Annotated in this window: 21 protein-coding genes; 7 read left to right on the top strand and 14 right to left on the bottom strand. The window is 62.2% G+C overall.

Translation table 11 applies throughout. The features are described 5' to 3' along the window. Window positions 1-65 precede the first annotated feature (65 nt). Complete coding sequence (locus tag PQR62_RS06730; RefSeq protein ID WP_408156095.1) at window positions 66-863, top strand: transporter substrate-binding domain-containing protein; 798 nt, start codon at window positions 66-68, stop codon at window positions 861-863. Between the two features lie 151 nt (window positions 864-1,014). On the opposite strand, the gene PQR62_RS06735 is transcribed toward PQR62_RS06730, so the two are convergent. Both PQR62_RS06735 and PQR62_RS06740 read right to left on the bottom strand, forming a co-directional pair. After that, window positions 1,015-1,560 carry a cysteine hydrolase family protein gene (locus PQR62_RS06735; protein ID WP_408156098.1) on the bottom strand — a complete coding sequence of 182 codons (546 nt, stop codon included), beginning with the start codon at window positions 1,558-1,560 and terminating at the stop codon, window positions 1,015-1,017. 73 nt (window positions 1,561-1,633) lie between these two features. After that, window positions 1,634-2,083, bottom strand: coding sequence for an SRPBCC family protein (locus tag PQR62_RS06740; RefSeq protein ID WP_408156100.1), 450 nt, complete (start codon window positions 2,081-2,083; stop codon window positions 1,634-1,636). A 228-nt stretch (window positions 2,084-2,311) separates the two neighbouring features. Here PQR62_RS06740 and PQR62_RS06745 point away from each other — a divergent pair, with 228 nt between their 5' ends. Further along, complete coding sequence (locus tag PQR62_RS06745; RefSeq protein WP_408156102.1) at window positions 2,312-3,601, top strand: NAD(P)/FAD-dependent oxidoreductase; 1,290 nt, start codon at window positions 2,312-2,314, stop codon at window positions 3,599-3,601. Here the strand turns inward: PQR62_RS06745 and rbsK are convergent. The 11 genes from rbsK to PQR62_RS06800 all read right to left on the bottom strand — a co-directional run bounded on the left by rbsK (window position 3,582) and on the right by PQR62_RS06800 (window position 15,448). Continuing rightward, the gene (gene rbsK, locus PQR62_RS06750; protein WP_408156104.1) at window positions 3,582-4,571 is read right to left on the bottom strand and encodes a ribokinase; all 990 of its coding nucleotides are present in this window, start codon (window positions 4,569-4,571) and stop codon (window positions 3,582-3,584) included. The two genes, PQR62_RS06745 and rbsK, sit on opposite strands and share 20 nt — an antisense overlap. A gap of 7 nt (window positions 4,572-4,578) precedes the next feature. Beyond that, the gene (locus PQR62_RS06755; RefSeq protein ID WP_408156106.1) at window positions 4,579-5,559 is read right to left on the bottom strand and encodes a PDR/VanB family oxidoreductase; all 981 of its coding nucleotides are present in this window, start codon (window positions 5,557-5,559) and stop codon (window positions 4,579-4,581) included. A 37-nt stretch (window positions 5,560-5,596) separates the two neighbouring features. After that, on the bottom strand, window positions 5,597-7,123 hold the full coding sequence (locus tag PQR62_RS06760; protein ID WP_408156108.1) for an ABC transporter substrate-binding protein: 1,527 nt from the start codon (window positions 7,121-7,123) through the stop codon (window positions 5,597-5,599). A gap of 51 nt (window positions 7,124-7,174) precedes the next feature. Beyond that, window positions 7,175-7,987, bottom strand: a complete 813-nt coding sequence (locus tag PQR62_RS06765) for a TauD/TfdA dioxygenase family protein (protein ID WP_408156109.1) — start codon at window positions 7,985-7,987, stop codon at window positions 7,175-7,177. Window positions 7,988-8,135: 148 nt separating this feature from the next. Continuing rightward, window positions 8,136-9,092, bottom strand: a complete 957-nt coding sequence (locus PQR62_RS06770; protein ID WP_408156111.1) for a LysR family transcriptional regulator — start codon at window positions 9,090-9,092, stop codon at window positions 8,136-8,138. A gap of 4 nt (window positions 9,093-9,096) precedes the next feature. Beyond that, a complete protein-coding gene (locus PQR62_RS06775; protein WP_408156113.1) occupies window positions 9,097-10,212 on the bottom strand; it encodes an acetamidase/formamidase family protein in 1,116 nt (371 codons plus the stop codon). A gap of 114 nt (window positions 10,213-10,326) precedes the next feature. After that, entirely contained in the window at window positions 10,327-11,133 is an 807-nt protein-coding gene (gene ygiD, locus PQR62_RS06780; RefSeq protein WP_408156115.1) for a 4,5-DOPA-extradiol-dioxygenase, read from the bottom strand. Between the two features lie 75 nt (window positions 11,134-11,208). After that, window positions 11,209-13,155 carry a dipeptide ABC transporter ATP-binding protein gene (locus PQR62_RS06785; protein ID WP_408156117.1) on the bottom strand — a complete coding sequence of 649 codons (1,947 nt, stop codon included), beginning with the start codon at window positions 13,153-13,155 and terminating at the stop codon, window positions 11,209-11,211. Next, a complete protein-coding gene (locus PQR62_RS06790) occupies window positions 13,152-14,084 on the bottom strand; it encodes an ABC transporter permease (RefSeq protein ID WP_408156120.1) in 933 nt (310 codons plus the stop codon). The genes PQR62_RS06785 and PQR62_RS06790 overlap by 4 nt, the downstream gene beginning before the upstream one ends. Beyond that, complete coding sequence (locus PQR62_RS06795) at window positions 14,081-15,154, bottom strand: ABC transporter permease (RefSeq protein ID WP_408156121.1); 1,074 nt, start codon at window positions 15,152-15,154, stop codon at window positions 14,081-14,083. The genes PQR62_RS06790 and PQR62_RS06795 overlap by 4 nt, the downstream gene beginning before the upstream one ends. 15 nt (window positions 15,155-15,169) lie before the next feature. After that, complete coding sequence (locus PQR62_RS06800; RefSeq protein ID WP_408156123.1) at window positions 15,170-15,448, bottom strand: hypothetical protein; 279 nt, start codon at window positions 15,446-15,448, stop codon at window positions 15,170-15,172. A 310-nt stretch (window positions 15,449-15,758) separates the two neighbouring features. On the opposite strand from PQR62_RS06800, the gene PQR62_RS06805 reads away from it, so the two are divergent. Beyond that, a complete protein-coding gene (locus PQR62_RS06805) occupies window positions 15,759-16,970 on the top strand; it encodes an aromatic ring-hydroxylating oxygenase subunit alpha (RefSeq protein WP_408156126.1) in 1,212 nt (403 codons plus the stop codon). A gap of 230 nt (window positions 16,971-17,200) precedes the next feature. Here the strand turns inward: PQR62_RS06805 and PQR62_RS06810 are convergent, their stop codons facing one another. Then, complete coding sequence (locus PQR62_RS06810) at window positions 17,201-18,166, bottom strand: helix-turn-helix domain-containing protein (protein ID WP_408156128.1); 966 nt, start codon at window positions 18,164-18,166, stop codon at window positions 17,201-17,203. Between the two features lie 486 nt (window positions 18,167-18,652). Between PQR62_RS06810 and PQR62_RS06815 the strand changes: the two genes are divergently transcribed. From PQR62_RS06815 to PQR62_RS06830, 4 genes are all read left to right on the top strand, one after another. Continuing rightward, on the top strand, window positions 18,653-19,276 hold the full coding sequence (locus tag PQR62_RS06815; protein WP_408156130.1) for an NADPH-dependent F420 reductase: 624 nt from the start codon (window positions 18,653-18,655) through the stop codon (window positions 19,274-19,276). A 143-nt stretch (window positions 19,277-19,419) separates the two neighbouring features. Further along, window positions 19,420-20,469, top strand: a complete 1,050-nt coding sequence (mgrA, locus tag PQR62_RS06820) for an L-glyceraldehyde 3-phosphate reductase (RefSeq protein WP_408156132.1) — start codon at window positions 19,420-19,422, stop codon at window positions 20,467-20,469. Window positions 20,470-20,947: 478 nt separating this feature from the next. Then, the gene (locus tag PQR62_RS06825; RefSeq protein WP_408156134.1) at window positions 20,948-22,069 is read left to right on the top strand and encodes a porin; all 1,122 of its coding nucleotides are present in this window, start codon (window positions 20,948-20,950) and stop codon (window positions 22,067-22,069) included. Between the two features lie 291 nt (window positions 22,070-22,360). Then, window positions 22,361-23,233, top strand: coding sequence for a TauD/TfdA dioxygenase family protein (locus PQR62_RS06830; protein WP_408156136.1), 873 nt, complete (start codon window positions 22,361-22,363; stop codon window positions 23,231-23,233). Window positions 23,234-23,256 lie beyond the last annotated feature (23 nt).

The following is a 23,256-nucleotide window of genomic DNA, read 5'->3' on the forward strand; positions in this document are numbered from 1 at the left end:
TCCGCAACAGCATCACCCGCAACAGACAAGCGCACTACACCCACCTAGAAAAACGGAGACACGAGATGAACCTCAAGAAAATTTTCCCCCGCAGCTGCATCGCCGCCCTGACTTTCGGCGTGTTCGCGCACTCGGCCATGGCCGATCAGCTGGACGATATCAAGAAGGCCGGCAAGGTGCGCGTCGCCATCGCCATGGGCACGCCGCTGTTCAGCTACGCCGATGAAAATCTGCAGCCGACCGGCTCCGACGTCGACACCGCCAAACAACTGGCGCAGGACCTCGGCGTCAAGCTGGAGATCGTCTCCATCACCAATGCCGCGCGCGTGCCGACACTGCAGGCCAACCGCGCCGACCTGGTGATCGCGGATCTGTCGATCACGCCTGAGCGCCAGAAGGTGATCGATTTCTCGGTGCCGTATGCGGTGATCACCATCATGGTCGGCGGCCCCAAGAGCATGCAGATCAAGGACTACGCCGATCTGAACGGCAAGCGCATCGGGCTGACGCGCGCCACCGTCAACGACACCCTGACCACGCAGATGGCCAAGGGCGCCGAGATCGTGCGCTATGAAGATGACGCCACGCTGATCACTTCGATGGTGACCGGCCAGGTGGAAATTTTCTCCAGCACGCCGTCCAACCTGCAGGAGATGATCAAGAAAGCGCCGGGCAAGAATCTGGAACTGAAGTTCGCGCAAAAGGACTTCGACCTCGGCATCGCGCTCAACAAGAACCAGCCCAAGCTGAAGGAATGGGTCGACAACTGGGTCGTCGCCAACCACAAGAACGGCAAGCTCAATGCGATCTACAAGAAGTATCACGGCCGCGATCTGCCGGCGAGCATTACCAAGGTGCAGTGATGTGCAAGCAGGCGCAGCGTTGCGCCTGCCCATAACGATAGCTCCTCCCCTGCGATTGCCGGCTGAATGCTCAGCCGGTTTTTTTTCGCAGCTGCGAAGCGATGCAGCTCTCAGCCAGAACGCGGGCTTCGTCAGCAGATCAAGGCCTTGCTCAAACGTAAATGGGAATGACAACATCAGCCGCCGCCGTCAGGCGCGTCCGCGCTCCATAACTCGTCAGCTCCGACAGCGTGACATTGTGATGCGCAGAAATCTGCGCCGCCGACAGCACGCCATTGGCGATGGTGGTGTGGCCGTCGCTCACCAGGGTCACCGGATAGCCCAGCGCCATGGCGCGGCGCACCGTCGAATCCACGCAAAACTCGCTCTGCATGCCGCACACGATCAGCTCGCTCACGCCATGCGACTGCAGCAGGGTCTGCAGCGGCGTCTGGTGAAAGGCATCCGATCCCTGCTTGCCGAGGCGGAGGTCAGCATCCTTCACCACCAGCGCGGCCGGCAATTGCCAGCCTTCACCATCGCGCTCGAACGGCCCGCTATTACTCTCATGCTGTACCACGATCACCGGCGCACCGGCGGCCCTCAGCTTTTCCGAAATACCGTTGATGTTGTCGATGATGCGGGCCGCATCGAAGGTAGCGTAGGTGCCGGAGCACAGAGCTTGCTGGACGTCGATGATGAGCAGGGCGGTGGACATGGGCGAGTGTTGGTCTGATGACTGATTGAATAAAGGAGGAGACTTCGAAAGACGGGGGCTGAACTCGCGGCGTTCAGGCGCCGTCGGGAATTTCAGGATCCACCAGTTGCGCCAGCAACTGCAGCGATTCCTGCCAGCCGGCATAACAGAACTCCAGCGGTACCATGGGGGGGATGCCTTCCTGCGCGATGTGGATCTCGCAGCCGACCAGCACCGGCCGGATGGTCACCGTGACCTTCATCTCGCCCGGCAGATTGGGATCGTCGAACTTGTCGGTGTAGACGATGCGCTCATTCGGCACCAGCTCCACATAAGTGCCGCCGAAGGAGTGCGAGCTGCCGGTGCTGAAATTGGTGAACGACATCTTGTGCGAGCCGCCGACGCGCGCATCCATGTGATGCACCTTGCCGGTAAAGCCATGCGGCGGCAGCCATTTCACCATCGCATCGGGGTCGAGGAAGGCGCGGTAGACGCGTTCGGGTTTGGCGCGCAGGACGCGGTGCAGGGTGACGGTGTTGCTCATGCTGGGTGTCCTCTTTGATGAAAAGATGGGCCGATTGATGTCATGCAGGCAAGATTCAACTATGCAGATCGGTTTTCCGCATGCCGATTCTAAGGCCTTTGCCGCATGCGATCCATGCCTCCCATAAGGAATTTGATCGCAGGCGAAAATCTGTCTGCGTCGGAATGAAAAGGCTTTTAAACTGAGGCCCTGGTTTCATTCCCGCACATCAAGGTCAATACATTCCCTATGCTGCCATCCGCTTCCGTCACCTCCTCCTCGCAGCACGCCGTCATCATCGGCGGCGGCGCCATCGGCCTGATGTCGGCCATTCACGCGCTCGATCAGGGGCTGCAGGTGACGCTGCTGGACTTCAACGAGGCCGGCAGCGAAGAGGCGTCGAGCTACGGCAATGCCGGCTGGCTGTCTGCGCATTCGGTGATGCCGCCGGTGGAGCCCGGCATGTGGAAGAAGGTGCCGGGTTTTCTGCTCGATCCGCTCGGGCCGCTGGCGATACGCTGGCGCTATCTGCCGCGACTGACGCCGTGGCTGCTGCGCAATCTGGCAAGCGCACGCCGCGAGCGCATGCGCAGCACGGCGCGGGCACTGCGTTCATTGACGGTGGATGCGCGCCTGTTGCATCAGGAAGTCGCGCAGCGCGCCGGCGTCGGCCATCTGATCGATATCTCGGGCGTGCTGCACGTATATCGCTCGCGTGAGCATTTCAAGGGCGATGCCTTCGGCTGGGGTGTGCGGCGCGAGCTGGGGGTGACCTGGACTGAGCTGGACGGCGCAGAACTGCGCCACCGCGAACCCGATCTGGATCCGGCCTACGACTTTGCCGTGCAAGTCGACGAAACCGGCCATTGCCTCAATCCCGGCGCTTACATGCAGGCGCTGGATGCGTATGCGCAATCGCGCGGCGCACGTCGCGTGCAGGGCAAGGCGCTGGGCTTTCGGATTGAGGGCGGACGGCTGCGGGCGGTGCGCACGGCTGAGGGCGAGCTTGCCTGTGACCTCGCGGTGATCGCCGCCGGCGCGCAGTCCAAAGTGCTGGCGGCGCAAGCCGGCGACCGCGTGCAGCTTGAAAGCGAACGCGGCTATCACGCCACGATTGCCGGCCAGACCAAGGTGGCGACTGCGCGTACGCCGATGATGATTGCCGACCACAAAGTGATTGCCACGCAGATGGAGGGCGGTCTGCGGATTGCCGGCCAGGTCGAGTTCGCCTCCTTCGATGCCGCGCCGGACTGGCGGCGCGCCGCCATCATGCGCGACATCGCCTTGAAAGCCTTTCCCAAGCTGCCGCGTGATCTGCCGGCGGCGGACGTCAAATTCTGGATGGGACGCCGTCCCAGCACCTCGGACGGCATGCCCTGCATCGGCTACGCCAGCGCCAGCCGCGACATCGTGCACGCCTACGGCCACAGTCACATCGGCCTCACCTGCTCAGTGCGCACCGGGCGCATCGTGGCGCAATTGCTGGCGGGCCTGCCGCCCGAAATCGATCTGCAGGCTTTCAGTCCGCAGCGCTTTTGATCGGGGCCTGACTGCCTGTCTGCAGCGCTGCCGTGCGTCTGAATTGTTCCACTTCGCGCAAGCCGGGAATCGCACTTTGCGCGCCATGGCGCGTCACGGTCAGCGCCGCTGCATATTGCGCACTGGCGGCGGCTTCATCCAGCGTCTCGCCACGCACCAGCGCCGCTGCGAAGGCACCGACGAAGGTGTCGCCGGCGGCGGTGGTGTCAACCACATTGACGGCCGGCGCAGCCAGATGGCGGATGCTTCCGGGCTCCGCCAGCAGCAGTCCGGCGCCGCCCAGCGTGACGATGACCTGAGCCGGGCCCATGCTTAACAAGACCTGCGCCGCAGCGCGCGCCTGTATGGTCGTCGCGACCGTCAGTCCGCTCAGTTGCGCCGCTTCACTTTCATTCACGATTAGCACATCGGCCAGCGCCATCAGCTCCGCCAGCATGGCGTGTGCCGGCGCCGGATTGAAGACGGTGAGCACGCCGCAGGCGCGGGCCACGCGCATCGCGTGCGCCACCACCGCCGGCGGCGATTCCAGCTGGCAGATCAGTACGCCGGCGCGGGCGATCAGCGGCTGTGCGCTGTCGATGTCGCTGGCATTCAGACGCTGGTTGGCGCCGCCGATCACCACGATGCTGTTGTCGCCGGCATCACTCACCAGAATGGCCGCAACCCCGGTGACTGCCGCCGCGCAGGTGCGCACCTGGCTGATGTCGATGCCGTCTTCCGCCAGCTTGCGCGTCAGCGTGCGGCCATGCTCATCCACGCCGACGCAGGCGATCATCGCGACGCGGGCTTGCTGGCGCGCAGCGGCCACCGCCTGATTGGCGCCTTTGCCCCCCGGTTCGTAGCGCATGCCTGAGCCGGCTACGGTTTCGCCGCGTGCCGGCAGCACGGCAGTTCTGAAGACCTGATCCATGTTGATGCTGCCGAGCACCACGATCTCCGGCGCATGGCCGGCAGATGCCGGTAGTGTCATTTGTGCCTCACAGATCCAGCACCAGCATTTTGCTGCGGGAACGCGAACAGCAAGGCGTGAACTGATCATTGGCGGCGCGCTGCGCATCACTGAACAGCAGATCGCGATGATCGGGTTCACCCTCCAGCACGCGCGTCACACAACTGCCGCACACGCCTTGCTCGCAGGAAACCGGAATGCAGACGCCATGCTGCGCCAGCGCGCTGCTGACCGGAATATCCGCCGCGACGTGGATGATCCGGCCGCTGCTGGCGATGCGCACGTCGAAGGCCTGATCGCCGTCTGCTTGCGTGTTTGTTCCGTCGTTTTCCTTGCTTGCAACACGGCCGAAATATTCATGATGCACCTGCTGCGGATCCCAGCCGAAATCGGCGGCGGTGCTCACTACGTGATCAATGAAGCCGCCCGGGCCGCAGGTGTAGACATGTGTATGGCGCGGGCTGTCCGCCAGCAACCCCGCAAGCTCAAAGCGCTGCCTGCTGTCGCCGTCATCGAAATGAAAATGCGCGTGTTGCGCCCACGGCGCTGCAGCAATGCGTTCGCGAAAGGCGGCATGCGCGGCGCTGCGGCTGCAATAGTGCAACGCAAAGCCGGCGCCGGCACGATGCAGATGCTCAGCCATGCACAGCAGCGGCGTGATGCCGATGCCGCCGGCCAGCAGCAGGCTATGTTCGGCGGCGGCCAGCGGAAACAGATTGCGCGGCGCGCCGATGCGGATCAGGTCGTTCTCCTGCACCTTGTCGTGCAGGGCGCCCGAACCGCCGCGGGTATCCTTGTCGCGCAACACGCCGATCACATAGCGGTGCTGTTCGGCCGGATCGTTGCACAGCGAATACTGGCGCACCAACCCCGGTGCGACATGGACGTCGATATGGGCGCCGGCCGAGAATGGCGGCAACGGCAATTGCGCCACGTCCTCCAGTTCGAAGACGGCGATATCGGCGGCGTCGCGGTACTTGCGGGCGACTCTGACGGTGAGTTGTTCCATGCGGATGCCTGTGGCGCGGTGCCGGTTGATGAAGGAATCAGGCCCAGCTGTACGGCATCAGCACGCCGCTGCGGTAGGGCTGGAATCTGAGCGCCTTGCGCGACACCACGGTCGACAGGCCGAGGAACAGGGGGATCGAATAGCCCTGTTCCACCTGCCACTGATCGAAGCTGCGAAAACCGGCCAGACGTTTCTCCTGATCCGGTTCGGCCATCAGCGGATACAGGCGCGGCGGGATGTCATCGCTCTTCCAGATCGAAAAGCTGACCTTGGGGTCGAGCATATAGCCGGAGTAGGTGCCGGGATCGCCGCCGGCCGGATTGAAGGGCTTGAGCACCGGGCCGTCGAATTTTCCGTTGTTCTGGTATTCGTACATCATCGGGCCTTCCAGCACCTGCAGCTCGGCCTCGATGCCGACGCGCTTCCACATCTGCACGATGGCGCGGGCGATGTCGAAGTCGCTGGCAAATACACCCTTGGTGGTATAGAACCTGAAGCGTGCCGGCTTGCTCTCGCTGTAGCCGGCCTGCGCCAGCAGCGTCCTGGCCTTGGCCGGATCGTAGGGGATCTGGAAACCTTCGACATAGCCGGGCATGCCCGGCCCGGCCGGCAGCCAGATCGGTGTCGCGTGGCCGTTGAAGAGTGCGCGCGACAAGCTCGGCTTGTCCAGCGCATGATGGGCTGCGAGGCGCAGATTGCGATCGGTGAAGATGCCCTTGTTGACCATCTGCAGCAGGATCACGCCGGTGGTCGGATCGATGTGGCGCTCCATGTCCGGCAGGCTGCCCAGACGCTCTGCTTCGCGCACCGGCAGATTCATGGTGATATCGGCCGAACCAGATTGCAGCGCCGCCGCCCGCGCGGTCGGATCCTTGGTGATCTGAAAAACCACCTGCTTCAGCTTCGGTGCGCCTTTCCAATAGCCCTCATGCGCGGCCAGCACGATGCGCTGTTCGCGCTGATAATCCAGCAGCTTGAACGGGCCCGAGCCGACCGGCTTTTGCATGAAGCCTTCCTTGCCGACCTTCTCGTAGTAGGCGCGTGGCAGGATGTAGGCGGGGATGTCCGCCAGCATGGCCGGCGCAGTTGCCATCGGCTGGCTGAAATGCATCACCGCTTTCAGCGGCGAGGGCGTATCGATGCGTTCTATCTTGTTCCAGACGCCGGCCAGCAAGCTCGCCTTGTCGTTCTTCACGCGATCGTAGAAGGTGAACCGGATGTCGTCCGAAGTCAGCCGGTCGCCATTGTGAAACCGCACGCCGTCGCGCAGCGTCAGTTCCAGCACCGTACAGTCCTTGCTCAGCCATTTGTGTTCAGCCACCACGCTGCCGGCGAAGCCAAGGCCGGGAGCCAGCTCGAGCGGCTGATCGAACACGCATTTGTAGATCGCCGAGATGGTCGGATTGGCGGATACCACCGGGTCCCAGCTGGCCACGTCAAGCGGGAAGGCGACCGTGGCGGAGCGGCCCTCCATCGCCGCCAGCGCATCGCGCAGATGCATGGTGGCGCCGCCCGCCAGCAGCGCTGCCGGAATTTTTGTCAGGAAATCTCTGCGGTTGAACATGGTGCGTATCCTCGCGGCTATGGTGGTCGAACGGATGCCTGTCGCGACAAATCAGAACGGCTTGTCGCCGCCGATAGTCACGCGATAACCGGAACGCAGCTGCGGGAAGTAATCCCAGATCGCCGAATGTTCGACGCAGCGGTTGTCCCACAAGGCCACCGAATGCGGTTGCCAGCGAAAGCGCACATGAAACATCGGCTGTGCGCAATGCTGAAACAGAAACTTCAGGATGGCCTCGCTCTCGTGTTTGTCGACTTCATTGATGTGCGTCACATATTGCGAATTGCAGAACAGCGCTTTGCGTCCGGATACCGGATGCGTACGCACCACCGGGTGGCTGGAGATGGGGAAGCGCTTGTTCGGATCGTCGGTATGCTTGCGATAGATGCGCTCGCCGTCATGCACCGCGGTCAGTCCTTCCAGATAGGTCTTCATGCGCGGCGACAAGGCATCGTAGGCCGCATACATGCTGGAGAACAAGGTGTCGCCGCCGACCGGCGGGATCGTGTGCAGATACAGCATGCTGCCCAGCGGCGGTTCGGCATTGCAGCTCAGATCGGAATGCCAGGCTTCGCCGGCCACGTATTTCGAGTCGGCATCGGCGTGAATTGCCACCACATGCGGATGTCCGTCGACCCCGGCCACGCCGGAGTGCTCGATCAGCTCGCCGAAGACGCGGCCGGCGCGTTCGTGACTGGCCATGTCCATTTTCTGGTCGCGGAAGAACAGCACCTGATGCTCGATCAGTGCAGCGTTCAATTCCCTGATCTGCTGCGGGTGCAGCGTCCCGGTGAAGTCGACTCCGGATATCTCTGCGCCGATGCGGATGGTGCTGGGCGCAACCCTGATGGTCTCGTATTGCATGTGCCACTCCCTGGTGTCGTTTGTCTTTTACTGGCTATCGTTGCTGCTTGCATGTAATGCATCGGCTCTGATTCTGATTCTGTCCCCGCTTGCTTCGGCGGTCTTGTTCGGCGGCGTATGAAATCTTGCATGCGCAGCGCGCTGCGCTTCAGGCCGCCGCCGCATAAGCCAAGGTGCCGACGCCCGGCGTGCGGCTTCCGGCCACGCCCGTATTCCAGTCCACGCGATCAAATGCCGCGACCAGAAAATCGATCATGGCGCGCACCTTGAGCGGCAGATGGCGCTGACTGGAAAACACTGCATAAATGCCCATCTCGCGCACCGGGTAGGCCGGCAGTATCGGCACCAGCTGACGCCGTGCGATGTACGGCGCCACCAGAAAATCCGGTTGCAGGATGATGCCCATGCCGGCCAGCGCGGCGCTGAGGCAGGTGTCGCCGTTATTGGCCTGCATCAGTGCACGTGTACGTACCGCGACGGGCCCCTCGTTGCCGTCGAAATGCCACTCGTCCTTGTGCATGAAATAGCTGTAGGCGATCACCTGATGGCGTTCCAGCTCGGCCGGATGCCCCGGCGTTCCGTGCGTCGCCAGATAGGCCGGCGCGGCACAGGCCACGATGCGGGTGCCGGCCAGCCTGCGCTGCGCCAGCATGGAATCCTGCAGCTGCGCGATGCGGATCGCCAGGTCGAAGCCCTCGCCGACGATGTCGCTCATGCGGTCGGAGAGATGGATGTCGAGCCGTATGCCGGGATGCAGCCGCATGAAGTCCGGCCATAGCGGCGCCAGATGCAGGATGCCGAACGAATGCGGTGCGCTGATGCGCAACTGGCCCACCACCTGGCCGCCATCGGCGCTGACCACGTCGTCGGCCTCGGCCAGCTCTTCCAGAATGTGTTTGCAGCGTTGCCAGTAGTCATGGCCGGCATCGGTCAGCGACAGGCTGCGCGTGTTCCGGTGCAGCAGCCGCATGCCGAGCCGCTGTTCCAGATCGAGCACCGCACGCGACACCGCCGCCTTGGAGACGCCGACGATATCGGCCGCGCGCACGAAGCTGCCGGCTTCCACCACCGAGACAAAGCAGGAAATTTCGCGCAGGCGATCCATGGCCTCAGGCCTCGCCGTCCTGCTTTTTCTTTTGCGCCGCCAGCCGCTCTTCCGCCGCCGGGAACAGCGAACGCGAGATGCGCGCATGCACGCCCTGACGCGTGTCGACTACCTGCGTCACGCCGAAATCGGCCGCCACGCTCATCAGCGAATAACTGTCGTTGCGCGACAGGCCATGATGCTCATTGAGCAGTCTGAGCATATCCAGCGAGGCGTTGCGCATGGCCTTGTTGAGATCTTCATCGAAGCCGTGCACGATCCAGCTGTCGGCGGTTTCCAGCAGCGGGGAAGGGAAGTGGAAATCCTTGCGCAGGATCACCTGAAACACCACGTCCAGCGAAGCCTCGATCGCGGTGCCGCTGATCTCGCCGTCTCCTTGCGAGATGTGCGGATCGCCTATCGAAAACAGCGCGCCATCCACCGCTACCGGGTAGTACATGGTAGCGCCGGCGCCGATGCGCCAGTTATCGATATTGCCGCCGTGCAGGCCGGGTGGAATGGTGCTGACGCGGCCGTGAATGTCGGGTGCGACGCCGGCCGTGCCGAGGTGCGGCCGCACCGGAATGCGGATGCCGTTGAGCGTCTGCTGACGATCGCATTCGGGGCAATGGGTGACCGTGCCGGGGGTGAGGTACTTGCCCTTGAAATCATAGGCGTAGTGCGCCTGGGCATGGTTGCCGTTGGCATCCATGCGATAGATGGTGACGCGTTCCTTCTCGTCGAAGTCCTTGTACAGATGGCCCCAGTTCGCGGCCAGATTGGAGCCGTAGCGAAAGCGCGGCACCATGCTCAGATAACGCACTTCCAGCATGTCGCCGGGTTGGGCGCCTTCGATCCAGATCGGGCCGGTCATGATGTGTACGCCGGGATTGCGATCGGCTTCGGGGATCTCGCGGAAGATCTTCCAGATGGCGTCGTCCATCATCAGATCAGGAGCATCACCGGCATGGTGGGTGACCGCCTCGGCATGGATGATGTCGCCGCTCTTCACCTTCAGCACCGGCGCCAGCGCCGGATCGAAATAGCCCCAGTGCACGGTCTCGGGCGTGGCCGACAGCTGGTGCAGCGCGGATGGCTTGGTGTCTTTTCTATTGTCGAGATCGTCTGAAATCAGGGACATGCTTGCTCCGTCAGTTGAGATTGCCAGCCTTCATGCTAGGCATTCCCAGCTGCACCGTCTTGACCGGCGGCGCACGGGAAATTGACGTCGGCGCCCGTCCCCTGCATCCGGCTTTCAGCGAAACACAACGCTCATCATGCTGAGCGAGCCATGCTGGATTTCCGGCGTCTCGAAACTGAGGCTATCCTCAGCGTGGCGCGCGCCCAGCACATACAGCAGCGGCAGATAGTGATCGGCGGAGGGCACCGAAAGATTCGCCGCCGTGCCCAGCGCGGCGTAATCGAACAGCGGTTCCGGCTGATCCAGCTCGATCTGACGGCATACCAGATCCTGAAAGCTGCGGGCCCAGTCGAACTCCGCATTCTGGTCTTGCCAGCTCATGCGGCCGAGGTTGTGCACCACGTTGCCGCTGCCGATGATCAGCACGCCTTCGTCGCGCAGCGCTTGCAGCTTCTGTCCGATTTCAAAATGGAAACGGTGATCGGCGACCCGGTTCATGCTCAGTTGCACGACCGGCACGTCCGCTTGCGGATAGGCATGCACCAGGGTCGACCAGGTGCCGTGATCGAAACCCCAGGATTTGTCGAGCGTGACCTCCTGCGGCGCCAGCAATTGCTGCACGCGCTGCGCCAGTTGCATGCTGCCCGGCGCCGGATAGCGCACGTCGAACAGCGCCTGAGGAAAGGCGCCGAAATCGTGGATAGTCGGCGGCTGTTCCAGCGCCGTGACGGCAATCCCGCGCGTCTGCCAGTGCGCGGAGATCATCAGAATCGCGCGCGGCTTGCCGGCCATCTGGCCGAGCCGGGCCCAGGATTGCGTGAAGCGGTTGTCGTCCAGCGCGTTCATGGGATTGCCGTGACCAAGGAACATCAGCGGCATGCGGCCGGATGCGGAAGTAGTTGCAGAAGCGGAAGAAGACATGAATGAAGTCAGTGTGACGAAAGAGTTGAATGTGGAACGGCGTGAGTGCTGCCGGACTATCTGATCGGTGCGGCTTCAGGCCGATTGCGGCCAGCGCGCAAACGGATCCGATGGCGGCACCGCCGCCAGAAGTTGTCTGGTGTAGACATGCGCCGGCGCAGCAAAGACGGTTTCGGTCGGGCCGCTTTCCACCACTTCGCCGCGATGCATGACCAGCACCCGGCTGCACAGATAGCGCACCACCGCCAGATCGTGCGAGATCAGCAGCAGCGCCACCTTGTGCTGTTGCCGCAACTGCAGCAGCAGATTGAGAATCTGCGCCTGCACCGAGACGTCAAGGCCGGAGACGATTTCATCGGCCACCAGCAATTGCGGCACATCGCATAGCGCGCGTCCGATGTTGACGCGCTGGCGCTGGCCGCCCGACATCTGCGAGGGAAAGCGCGCCAGCATGTCCGGCGCCAGCCCGATCGAGGCCACCAGCTCGCGTGCGCGCAATTCGCGGTCGTTGCGCATGGCAGGGCGGTTTTCCATGCTCTGTGTCAGCAGGCTGGCGACGCGCCGGCGCGGATTGAGGGCCGAGCGCGGATCCTGAAAAATCATCTGTATCGAAGAGATGCGGCGCTGCCATTCGGCGTCGCTGTCGCCCAGGCGCTGATCGTTGAGCAGCACCTGGCCGCTGCTCGGCGTTTCCAGGCCCATGATCATGCGCCCCAGGGTCGATTTGCCGCTGCCGCTTTCGCCGACGATGCCGACGAATTCACCCGGTGCGATATCGAAGCTGATGTTCTTGACCGCCTGCACGTCTTTGCCGCGGCGCCAGCCGCGCTGCTGAAAAATCTTGTTCAGATTGTGGATGCGCAGGAAGGGCGCCTCGCTTTGCAGCGGGCCGTCGGCCATCACCGCTCTGGTGTCGGGCTGCTGCAGCGGGTCGGGCGCTGCAGCCCCATGTACACAGCGCAGACTGTGCTGCACCTGCGGGACATTGGCGTCGCGTAGCGCCACGGGCCGGCAGCAGGATTCGGTCGCCACTGCGCAGCGCGGCTGGAAACGGCAGCCCGGCAGTGCGGCGAAATCGGTGATGCCGGGCATGTGCCCCGGCAGCGGCGGCAGTTGGCGACGCGGGCCGGTCAGCTGCGGATTGGCGCGTTGCAGGGCGCGCGTATAAGGATGCAGCGAGCGGGTGCTAACGATCTTGGCGGGGCCGCGTTCCACTACCTCGCCGGCGTACAGCACGACCAGATCGTCGCAGACGTGCGAGGCCAGACCGAGGTCATGCGTGACGAATATGACGCCGGTGCCGCGGCGCTGCTGCAGGCCGCGAATCAGCGTGACGATATGGGCCTGGGTGCTGACGTCGAGCGCGGTGGTGGCCTCATCTGAAATCACCAGGGCCGGATCGCCGGCGAAGGCCATGGCGATCATCACACGCTGGCACATGCCGCCGGAGAGCTGGAACGCATATTTGCCGAGCACCGCGACCGGGTCCGGCAGCAGCACTTCAGCCAGCGCTTCGATGCTGCGTTCCCTGCACAGTGATTTCGGTACGCCCAGCCGCTGCAGATGTTCGGCGAACTGTTCGCCGATGGTCATCACCGGGTTGAGTGCGGTCATCGGCTCCTGCGGGATGAAGGCAATCTTGCGGCCCAGCAGTGCGCGGTGCTGCTCGGGCGGCATGCGCAACAGATCGGCGCCATCGAATTCGAGACGTCCTTGCTGTACTTCGAAGTTGTCCGGCAGCTGGCGCGCGATCACGCGGCCTATCATGCTCTTGCCGGCGCCGGACTCCCCGACCAGTCCCAGGGTGCGGCCGGGCAGCAATGCGAAGTCGATGTCGCGCAACACTTCGGCACGGCTGTGCTTGCCGGAAAGCTGTTTGCCGATCAGCGTCAGACCGCTGGCGCGAAGAAGTGCGGGAGCGGCCGCAGGCGACGTGGCCAGGCCCGCTTTCGAGGTAGTGAGCGAGGTCGTGGTCGGCGGCGAATAGCCGACATCGGCGGCATGCATCAGGGGTTGGCTCATGATTTGGCTCCGGTGCGGGACAACAGGCGAGGGTCGGTGCTGCGGCGCAGGCCGTCGCCGAGCAGGGTGGTGGCGAGCACGGTGACCACCACGCACAGTACCGGCAGGATCAGACCCCAGGGTGAAGAGAACACGTTTTGCAGGCCGTCGGCAATCATCATGCCCCAGGTCGGCCGGCTGGCGTCGACCGACATGCCGACGAAGGAAAGTATCGATTCGGCGACCACCGCGATGCCCATTTCTATGCTGATCAGGGAGATCAGCACCGGCATCACGCCGGGCAGGATGTCGCGCAGGATGACGCGCGGATGATTGGCGCCGGCGATGCGTGCGGCAGCCACGTATTCGCGCCGGCGCAGCACCACCACCTCGCTGCGGATCACGCGGCAGAAGCGGGTCCAGTCGACCAGCACGATGGCGGCGATGACATTGCCCAGTCCCGGCGACAGCGCCACCATCAGCACCAGCGCCAGCACGATGGCGGGAAACGACATCCAGATATCTACCACCCGCATGATCAGCCAGTCGATCCAGCCGCCGCGATAGCCGGCCAGCAGGGCCAGCACGCAACCCAGCAGAGCGGCGCCCAGCGGCGCCACGGTAGCGATGATCATCGCCACGCGCGCACCGTAGATCATGCGCGACAGGATGCACTGGCCGAGGGCATCAGTGCCCAGCGGATAGTCGGGATTGCCGCCGGCCGACCACATCGGCGGCAGCAGCGTGCTCAGCAGATCCTGATCGTTGGGCGCGTGCGGCGCCAGCCAGGGGGCGCACAGCGCGATCAGCAACAGCAGGATCAGCACGCTCAGGCCGATCAGCACGCGCGGTTCGGCCAGCACGCCGGGCAGTCTGAAGCTCCGCCTGAAACGTGATGGGCGGGTGGGGTCGGCGCTGCCGGAAGAAGTGGCGGGAGTGGAAGTGGTCATGATGCGCGCAGCCTCGGGTTGATGATCAGCAGCAGGGTGTCGGTCATCATGTTCATGACCAGCACCGACAAGGCATAGGTCAGCGCCAGTCCCTGTATCACCGGCAGATCGTGATTGGCGATGGCGGTCACCATCACGCTGCCGATGCCGGGAAAACCGTAAATGGTTTCCAGCAAGAGTGTGCCGCCGATCACGGTGCCGGCCTGCAGGCCGATCATGCTGACGGTCGGCAGCGCCGCATTGCGCAAGGCATGGCGCAGCAGGATACGGTTTTCCGAGGTGCCGCGCAGACGTGCGGCAACGATGTAATCCTCGTTGTAGACCTCCATCAGGCTGGAGCGCAGGATGCGCATGATGGGCGGTGCAATGCCCAGCGCCATCGCCAGTGAAGGCATCACCAGATGCTGCAGGGCGCTGCCGAAGGCGGCCGGACTGCCGTCCAGCAGACTGTCCAGCAGCAGGAAGCCGGTGATGCGCGGCACCGTTATGTTGGCATTGATGGGGCCGAGGAAGGGCAGCAGCTGCAAGCCGATGCCCAGACCCAGAATCATCAGGATGGCCCACAGAAACTCGGGGATGGAAATCGCCACGCTATTGCCGAGATCAATGCCGCTTTCGATGCGCGTGCCACGGTAGCGAAAGGCCAGGATGCCGCTGCCGAGTCCGACCGCGATACCCAGCGACAAGCCGCAGAAGATCAGTTGCAGCGTGGTCGGCAGGGCATTGAGGATGAGCGGCCCGACTGCGCGGCCGGACTGGATGGAACGGCCGAAGTCGCCGTGCAGCACGTTGCCCAGCCAGATCATGAACTGGCGATGCAAGGGCAGATCCAGCCCCAGCGCATGGCTGAGTGCGGCGACATCGGCCTTGGTCGCATTCGGCGGCATCAGCATGCCCAGCGGATCGACCGGCATCACGCGCAAGACCACGAACACGATCAGCGCGACGAACAGCATCATCAGCGCGCGCGACAACAGGCGCTGGGCCAGCACCGGCAGCAGGCGCCAGAACTGCGCCAGCCATTGCGCAGGCGCAGGGCGGTCCGACACATAAGAAGTAGCTTGGGACATGAGGACAGTAGCGAATCAAGTTGGGTCGCGGCGCCGCAGTAAATGCCAGGCCAGTCCTGACCGGTGATGACTGACGAATGACGGCGCCCCGATGGTGCTAGCGCTTGCCAGACGGCCGACAGATTTCCATTTCTGCATGATAGCCAGCGCCTGAACTTGCTTCTTGATGGCAGGCGCACGGGAAATACGCGAAACGTGCATCCGGCGCTCACGACAGATGGCTTTGCCGGCATGCAAGATTCGTTCCCAATTTCTCAGATCGCGGTGCGACGGCAGCGCCTGAGCTCCGCTCATCGGATCAGTGCTTGATCTGAAGCGGATCGCTGTTCCAGACGTCGCCTGATGTCTGTGCAAACGTGCATCGGCTACGCTGCTGCCAGCAACGCCAACTGCACCAGCCGGCGCCGCGCACAGGCGCATCCGGCCTGGCTTCCATGGATGTATGGCACGCCAATGTCAATCTTTGCGTGCGCGTTCCGTGCTGTTTCCCGTGCGCGGCTTGGCAAGAATCGGCCAGAGCTGCTGGCTAATATCTGCCTCACGACGGCGACAATTCACGGGGTGGATGCCGTCCTGAACAATGCAGATGAATGGAGGCGTACCAATGGCTTTTCCCGCCAAAGATTTTTTTGATCAGCTGGGCAGCTCGGTTCTGTCGGTAGACAAGGCCGAGACACTGCCGCCACTGTGCTATACCGATGCCGATTTCTACGAGTTCGAAAAGGAAGCGCTGTTCAACCACGAATGGCTGTGTGTCGGCCGCGAATCCTGGGTGGCCAATTCCGGCGATTATTTTTCCACCACCATCATCGGCGAGCCGCTGCTGATTGCACGCAATCAGCAGGGCCAGATCAAGGCCATGTCGGCGGTGTGCCAGCACCGCGCCATGCTGGTGGCCGAAGGGCATGGCAACACCCGCGCTTTTCTCTGCCCGTATCACCACTGGGCCTATTCGCTGGACGGCGCCCTGATCGGTGCACCGGCCATGGAAAAGACCGAGGGCTTCGATAAAAAGGATTTCTGCCTGCCGACCTTGCAGGTGGAGGTCTGGCAAGGCTTCATCTTCGTCAACTTCGATCCGCTGGCAGAACCGCTGGGACCGCGCCTGAGCACCATCGACCGTGTGGTGGCCAATTATCAGATGGCGGTGGCCGAAGGACCGCGCCCCGATCCCGGCGCCAGTTACGCCTGGAACTGGAAGGTCATGTTCGAGAACAATAACGACGGCTACCATGCCAACAAGCTGCACATGGGGCCGCTGCATGATTTCGTGCCGAGTTCGCTGGCTTCGTTCCCCGACGATCTGCCGGACGACACTGCCGGTTACTACCGCTACAACGGTACCCTGCATGCGGATGCCGCGTTCAACATCACGCAGAAGGCGGTGTTCCCTATCTTCCCGAATCTGACCGAGGCCGACCGCAACCGCATGCTGTTCGTCAACCTGCCGCCGACGCTGTCGCTGGTGATCAGCGCCGACATGATCATCTACATGATCCTGCGCGCCGATTCCGCCGAGACGCATGTGATGGATCAGGGAGTGTTGTTTGCCCCGGGCGCGATGAAGGACAAGCTGTTCCAGAAGCGCATAGACATGACCATGGCCTCGGTGGCCGAAATCGTGGCCCAGGATCTGCATGTGGACGAGATGGTGCAGGTCGGTCTGCGCTCAAGGTATGCGGTGCGCGGGCGCTATTCCTGGCAGGAGCAGGCGCAGCAATCCTTCAATCAATGGCTGGTGCCGCGCTACAAGAAGGCTTACGAAAAACAATATGCCGACAAGGTGCGCACCATTCCGATCGCCTCGGTGCGCTGAAGATTTTCATGACGTCCTGCTTCCCGTTCCGCGCAGGCGGAGCGGGTTTTTTGTTTTATTGGATATCGGCCGGCCGGCGTAATCGGAGTGATCATTGCGCTTTCAGCCCGGTCTCGAAAAAAGAGAATGCATCAAGCATTCTCTTTTTTTATGGGCGTTGCGCAGCATCGTCGCTGCCTTCCCCCGCATGAAAACGTGGTGAACCCGCGATCCGGATACCGGCAATCCGCCTACTGCAAATCCACGCCCAGCTGCGCGCGCCGGAACTCGCGCGGCGTGACGCCGAACTCGCTGCGGAAGCTGCGGCTGAAGTGTGCGGCATCGTTGAAGCCCCAGCGGAAGCAGATGTTCAGGATGGACAGATTGCGATGCGCCGTGCTGGCCAGATCGGCGCGGCATTGCGTCAGCCGGCGCTGGCGCACATATTGGCCGAAACTGAGATTGGCTTCTTCAAACAGCTTTTGTATGTAGCGCGGCGATGCGTTCTGTTCATCGGCAATCTTGCGCAGGTCGAGCTCGGGATCGCCGAGATATTGTTCGATGCTCTGACACACGCGATGAAAGTTGGCGGCGCGCGCCACGTTACCAAAGCTATGCACGGCGGCGCTTTCGGCCAGGCCGGCGATGACGAATTCGGACAGTGAAATTTCGATGGGCCGGATCTGTGCCGCAGTCAGGTCTTCCAGATTGTCGGCGATCGATTGCAGCATGCCGGCGAACACCCGGTTGCCGCCCGATTGCCGCCGGAAGGCGCCGACCTGCATGCCGATGGGATTGAGCAGACGCGGATGCAGCACCGCCTTGGGAATCTTGATGTACAGCATGCCGAATTCTTCCGGCAGCTTCAGCGTGGAATCGCGCCCGGTGGGGCCGTAAAGGATGTCGCCCGGTTCCAGATGCGTGGTGCGATTGCCGTCGTCGAAGATGAAGGTGCCGTTGATCAGCAGCGCCAGCCACATCGAGCCGGAGGAATTTTCGCAGCGCCCGGAAATGGTTTGCGGCGAGGCCTGCAGCCGCGAAAATTCTATGCCCAGCGGCGATATCACACTGGCAACGTCGCCGTGGAAATTATGGTCTTGCGAACGCGCCATCGGCATGGTGATCTGCTGCAGCGTATCGCTCCAGGCATTCTCGCGTTCTTCCAGCGTCAGCGGGTCCGTCGACCAGCTCCATGATTTCAAAGCTTTCTGTTCCATGCGTCCACTCCATGAACTAAGCGGAATGACCCATGCAACATTCATGCCAAAAAATGAACAATCGCATGGGCGGCGTGAAGGCAATTTAATCTGCGCATCGCAGCCATGGCCAGAGGCGGCATGCGATAAAGCCGGCTTGTCTCCCGCTTCACCAATTTGATGCCGATTGGCCGCAGGCTGAAATCAGTGGTGCAGAAAATGCACCAATCACAACAAGCCGGAACATGACTTGTCATTCCTGCACGGTGCGGGTTTCATCTTCGCAGTCTCGTGGTCCGCATTGTCAAACCAGCTGGGATGCTGCATTTCATCTGCCCTGATTTATCCCGCGCCGTGCATTGCCTATCATCGTCCTCATTCGTTGAACACCATCAGCGCAAATGTGCGCAGTGATGCGAATCCGATTCAAGCAAATCCGCCGGCGCGTTGCTGATTGCACACCGCAAGACCGTGCGCTCCGGCTTTACCTCTGAGGAGTATCGAGCAATGAAAGTAACAGTTCTGGGCTACGGCAATGTCGGTTCCGCAATGATCAAGCAGCTGGGCAAGGCCGGCCATCAGGTCACGGTCACCGGCCGCGACATGGACAAGGCCGCCACCGTTGCGCATCAGTTCGGCGCCGGTGCAAAAGCGCCTGCGGAGGCGGCCGGGGATGCCGAGGCGATCCTGGTGGCGGTGCCCTACGGCGATGCCGTGACTGCGCTCAAATCGCTGGGCGATCTGAACGGCAAACTGATCATCGACGTCACCAATCCGCTGACCGCCGATTACATGGGCATCACGGTCGGCTTCAGTTCGTCGGCTGCTGAAGAGATCGCCAAGGCGCTGCCGGGCGCGAAGGTGGTCAAGGCCTTCAATACCTTGTTTGCTCAGGTGATGGCCGAAGGCGGCGATTTCGGCGGCAGCAAGGCATCGGCCTTTTTCGCCGGCGACGACGCACAGGCCAAGAGTGCAGTGCAAGCCTTGATCGAGAGCATCGGCTTTGCTCCGGTGGATGCCGGCGGACTGAAAAACGCCCGCTATCTTGAACCGCTGGCCGGCCTTAACATCTATCTGGGCTACGGCGCCGGCCTCGGCACCCAGATCGCGCCGACCTGGCTCAAGCGCTGATTAAGAGCTCATCCCCGCCGGATTGCATTTGCACCGACAATAGACGGCGGCATCATCCGTTGCATGCATGGCATGCGACGGATTTTCTCGTTTGAGATAGCCGGAAACAAGATTCATGCGATCAATAAAATTCAGGAGAAGAAATGCGTAAACCCTATGTGGCCAGCGAGCAGCGCTATGAAAGCATGCCTTACCGCAAGTGCGGCGCGAGCGGGCTGAAACTGCCGGCGATTTCGCTCGGACTGTGGCATAACTTCGGCGACAGCACGCCATTCGAACAGCAGCGCCAGATTCTGCGCACAGCCTTCGATCACGGCATCACCCACTTCGATCTGGCCAACAATTACGGGCCGCCCTTCGGCAGTGCGGAGAGCAATTTCGGTCGCCATCTGCGCGAAGACTTCAAGCCCTATCGTGATGAACTGATCATCTCCAGCAAGGCCGGCTGGTCCATGTGGCCGGGTCCTTACGGCAAGGGCGGCGGCAGTCGCAAGCACGTGCTGGCCAGCCTGGATCAGAGCCTGCAGCGCATGGGCCTGGAGTATGTGGATATTTTCTATTCGCATCGCTTCGATCCGGAAACGCCGCTGGAAGAAACCGCCGATGCGCTCGCCAGCGCCGTCCGGCAAGGCAAGGCGCTGTATATCGGCATCTCCTCGTATTCGGCCGGCAAGACGCGCGAGATGTCGGCCTTGCTGCGGGCACGCGGCGTGCCGCTGCGCATACACCAGCCTTCGTACAACATGCTCAATCGCTGGATCGAAGCCGATCTGGTGCCGGCGCTGGGTGAGCTTGGTACCGGCTGCATCGCCTTCACGCCGCTGGCACAAGGTCTGCTTACCAATAAATACCTGAACGGGATTCCGGCCGATGCGCGCATCAATAAGGCCGGCGGCGATTCGCTGCTGGCCGAGCATCTGAACGAACAGAACCTGCAGCGTGTGCGCGCGCTCAATGAAATCGCCGCTGTACGCGGGCAGAGTCTGGCGCAACTGGCATTGGCCTGGGCCCTGCGCGATCCGCGCATGACTTCGGTGCTGATCGGCGCCAGCAGTGCGCAGCAGGTGATCGAAAATGTGGCGGCGCTGAGCAAGCTGAATTTCAGCGCGCAGGAGCTGGCTGATATCGATCGCCATGCGGTCGAGGCCGGTATCAATCTGTGGGAAAAGCCGTCCACCGATCAGGCGGTCTGATCAGCCTGTCGCAGACATTTCCGGCTTCAGCCGGAGTCAGAAAAAAGGGCGCCTCGGCGTCCTTTTTTGTTGCTTGTCGCAGGCTGACGCAGTAGCAGGAATTTGTCTGCGGCACGGTTTTTTCAGACCGGTAAGGGCTACGCGAAAATCCTGACGATGCAAGCAGTTGCGCATCTGAAAGACTTGTTCGGGAAAAAGCATGGCAGCGGTTGAAATACACAAGAACTCAGGCAGTTTTGAACAAGATTGGCGGTGCGCAGATGTCTATTCTCATCACAACCCGATGCTGCACGCGTCATTCCGGAAAAGCGCAGCCGAAAGCGGGACCAGAGAGCAACGATACCGCCGGGGAGACACGGACAAGGATCGAAAAAAACGCCCGAGCGCACCGCATGCGGCCCGCGTCTCGTCACATTGATGAGCATACGCGCAGGCTGTACTCAGAGCAGACAGTCTGCAGTACCAACAAGAGGGTGGAATGAAAAAGCATCTAGCCGCAGCAACGATATTGGGCGCCTGTACGGTGCCCGGCCACGCACAGAGCAGCGTCTCCATTTACGGCATCATCGATGCCGGCATTACCTTCATCGACAACCAGGCCGGCAAGAAGCAATACAAGTTCGCCGACGGCGTCAATTACGGCAACCGTCTCGGCTTCAAGGGCAGCGAAGATCTGGGCGGCGGCAACCGCGCCATCTTCGTGCTGGAAAACGGCTTCGCGCTCGGCACCGGTGGGCTGCGCCAAAGCGGCCGGCTGTTCGGCCGGCAATCATATGTCGGCCTGCAAAGCGACAGTTACGGTGCGTTTACCATGGGTCGTCAGTACGATCTCGTGAAGGATTATCTGACGCAGATGAACGTCGGCGGTTTCGCCAGCGTATATGCCGGCCACCAGGGCGACTTCGATCGCATCTCGGGCCAGCAGCTGGACAATACCGTCAAGTACATGAGCCCGGACATGAAGGGTTTCAGTTTCGGTGCGCTGTGGAAGTTCGGCGAGACAGCCGGCAACTTTCATCAGGGCAGCGCTTACAGCTTCGGGGCGGGTTACAAGAACGGCCCGCTGAACGTGATCGGCGTCTATACCCATATCAGCGACACCACCGTCTATCCGTATCTGCAATCCGGCGTGTTCAATTTCGCCGGCACCACGGTGGCCACCAAGAACGCCAGCACCGGCGTCGTCAACGATCTGTATGCGGCAGGACTGACGGTGGATTCGCAAGCCATCGCCGGCGCCGGCATCAGCTATGCCCTCGGAAAATTGACTCTGGTCGCCAATACCTCGGCCACCACCTTCAAGCGCAGCACCGGCAGCAGCACCATGCGGGTGTATGAAGCCGGCGCCATCTATCCGTTCTCGGCACAGTGGCTGGGCATCTTCGGTTACCAGTACGCCAAGATGGACAACGCGCACTGGAATCAGCCGACGGTAGGCGCGCGCTACAACCTGTCCAAACGCACCTGGCTGTATGGCGCATTTTCTTACCTGAAGTCGACGCCCAACGTGAATGCGACTCAGGGTGCGGGTTTCTACACCGACGTATCGGACGGCACGCATCAGATCACCACGCGTCTGGCGATGATTCACACCTTCTGATGAGCGCTGCGCATTTCCCCGCTAACAGGATGGCAAGCCGATGATGCATCTGCTCGTTTCGGCGCAAGCCGGTCTGCGGTCGCGTGCTGACGCTGGCATGGGGGCACGCGCGGCGGAGTGCCTGCAGGCATGGCGCGATCATTGCTTGCTGGCCATCTTCTGGTGGTTCATCCCGTTCCGACGCGGCGCACCGATATGCCGCGCGACCGGTTTCACCCCGCCGGTCGCCGGCCTGCATCGTCAGATGCAGATGGGGAATGCGGATTCAACACAAGTATGGAGTCAATCAAGATGAACATGAGAGCAACGCTGGAAGCCAGCACACCTTTGAAAACCGTCAAGCTGAAGGACAACTTCGGCGCCTGCATTGTGGATGTCGACCTGGCCAGCGCTTCGCCCGAGATGCTGGCGAACGTGGTGCAGACCTTTCATCTGCATGGCGCGATCCTGCTGCGTGGACAGAAGCTGAGCCCGGAGCAGCTGGTCAACTTTGCGCGCCAGTTCGGCGAGCCGGAGGGCCACACCATCAAGGAACACACGATGGCCGGCTATCCCGAGATCTATCTGCTGTCGAATCGGGTGGTCGATGGCAAGCCTATCGGCAGCCATAACGACGGCGTCGGCTGGCACACCGATTATTCGTACAAGGAAAAGCCGGTGATGTGCACCATGCTGTACAGCGTCGCCGTGCCGGAGGAAGGCGCCGATACGCTGCTGGCCGACATGTGCGCAGCCTACGACACGCTGCCGGAAGAGCGCCGCAGGCAGCTCGATCCGCTGGTGGTGCATCACAGCTATCAGTACTTCATGGCGACTCGCCAGTATGGCCGGCGTGAGCTGAGCGAGCAGATGAAGACGGAAAATCCCGACGTGCTGCACCCGCTGATCCGCACCCATCCGGCCAACGGCCGCAAGGCGCTGTGGCCAAGCACCGGCACGGTGCGCGGCATTCTCGGGATGCCTGAAGCAGAGGCCATGGCGCTGGTCAATGAGCTGGTTGAATACGGCACCCAGGAACGTTTCGTCTATCGCCACAAGTGGCAGGTGGGCGATGTACTGGTGTGGGATAACCGCTGCACGCTGCATACCGGCAGCCTGTTCGACGACAAGAAGTACATACGCGAAATGCATCGCCTGTGGGTGCGCGGCGACAAGCCGTTCTGAGGACGTGCCGGCGACCTGCACCG

The sequence above is a fragment of the Herbaspirillum lusitanum genome, assembly GCF_046025995.1.
GTDB lineage: Bacteria > Pseudomonadota > Gammaproteobacteria > Burkholderiales > Burkholderiaceae_D > Herbaspirillum > Herbaspirillum lusitanum_A.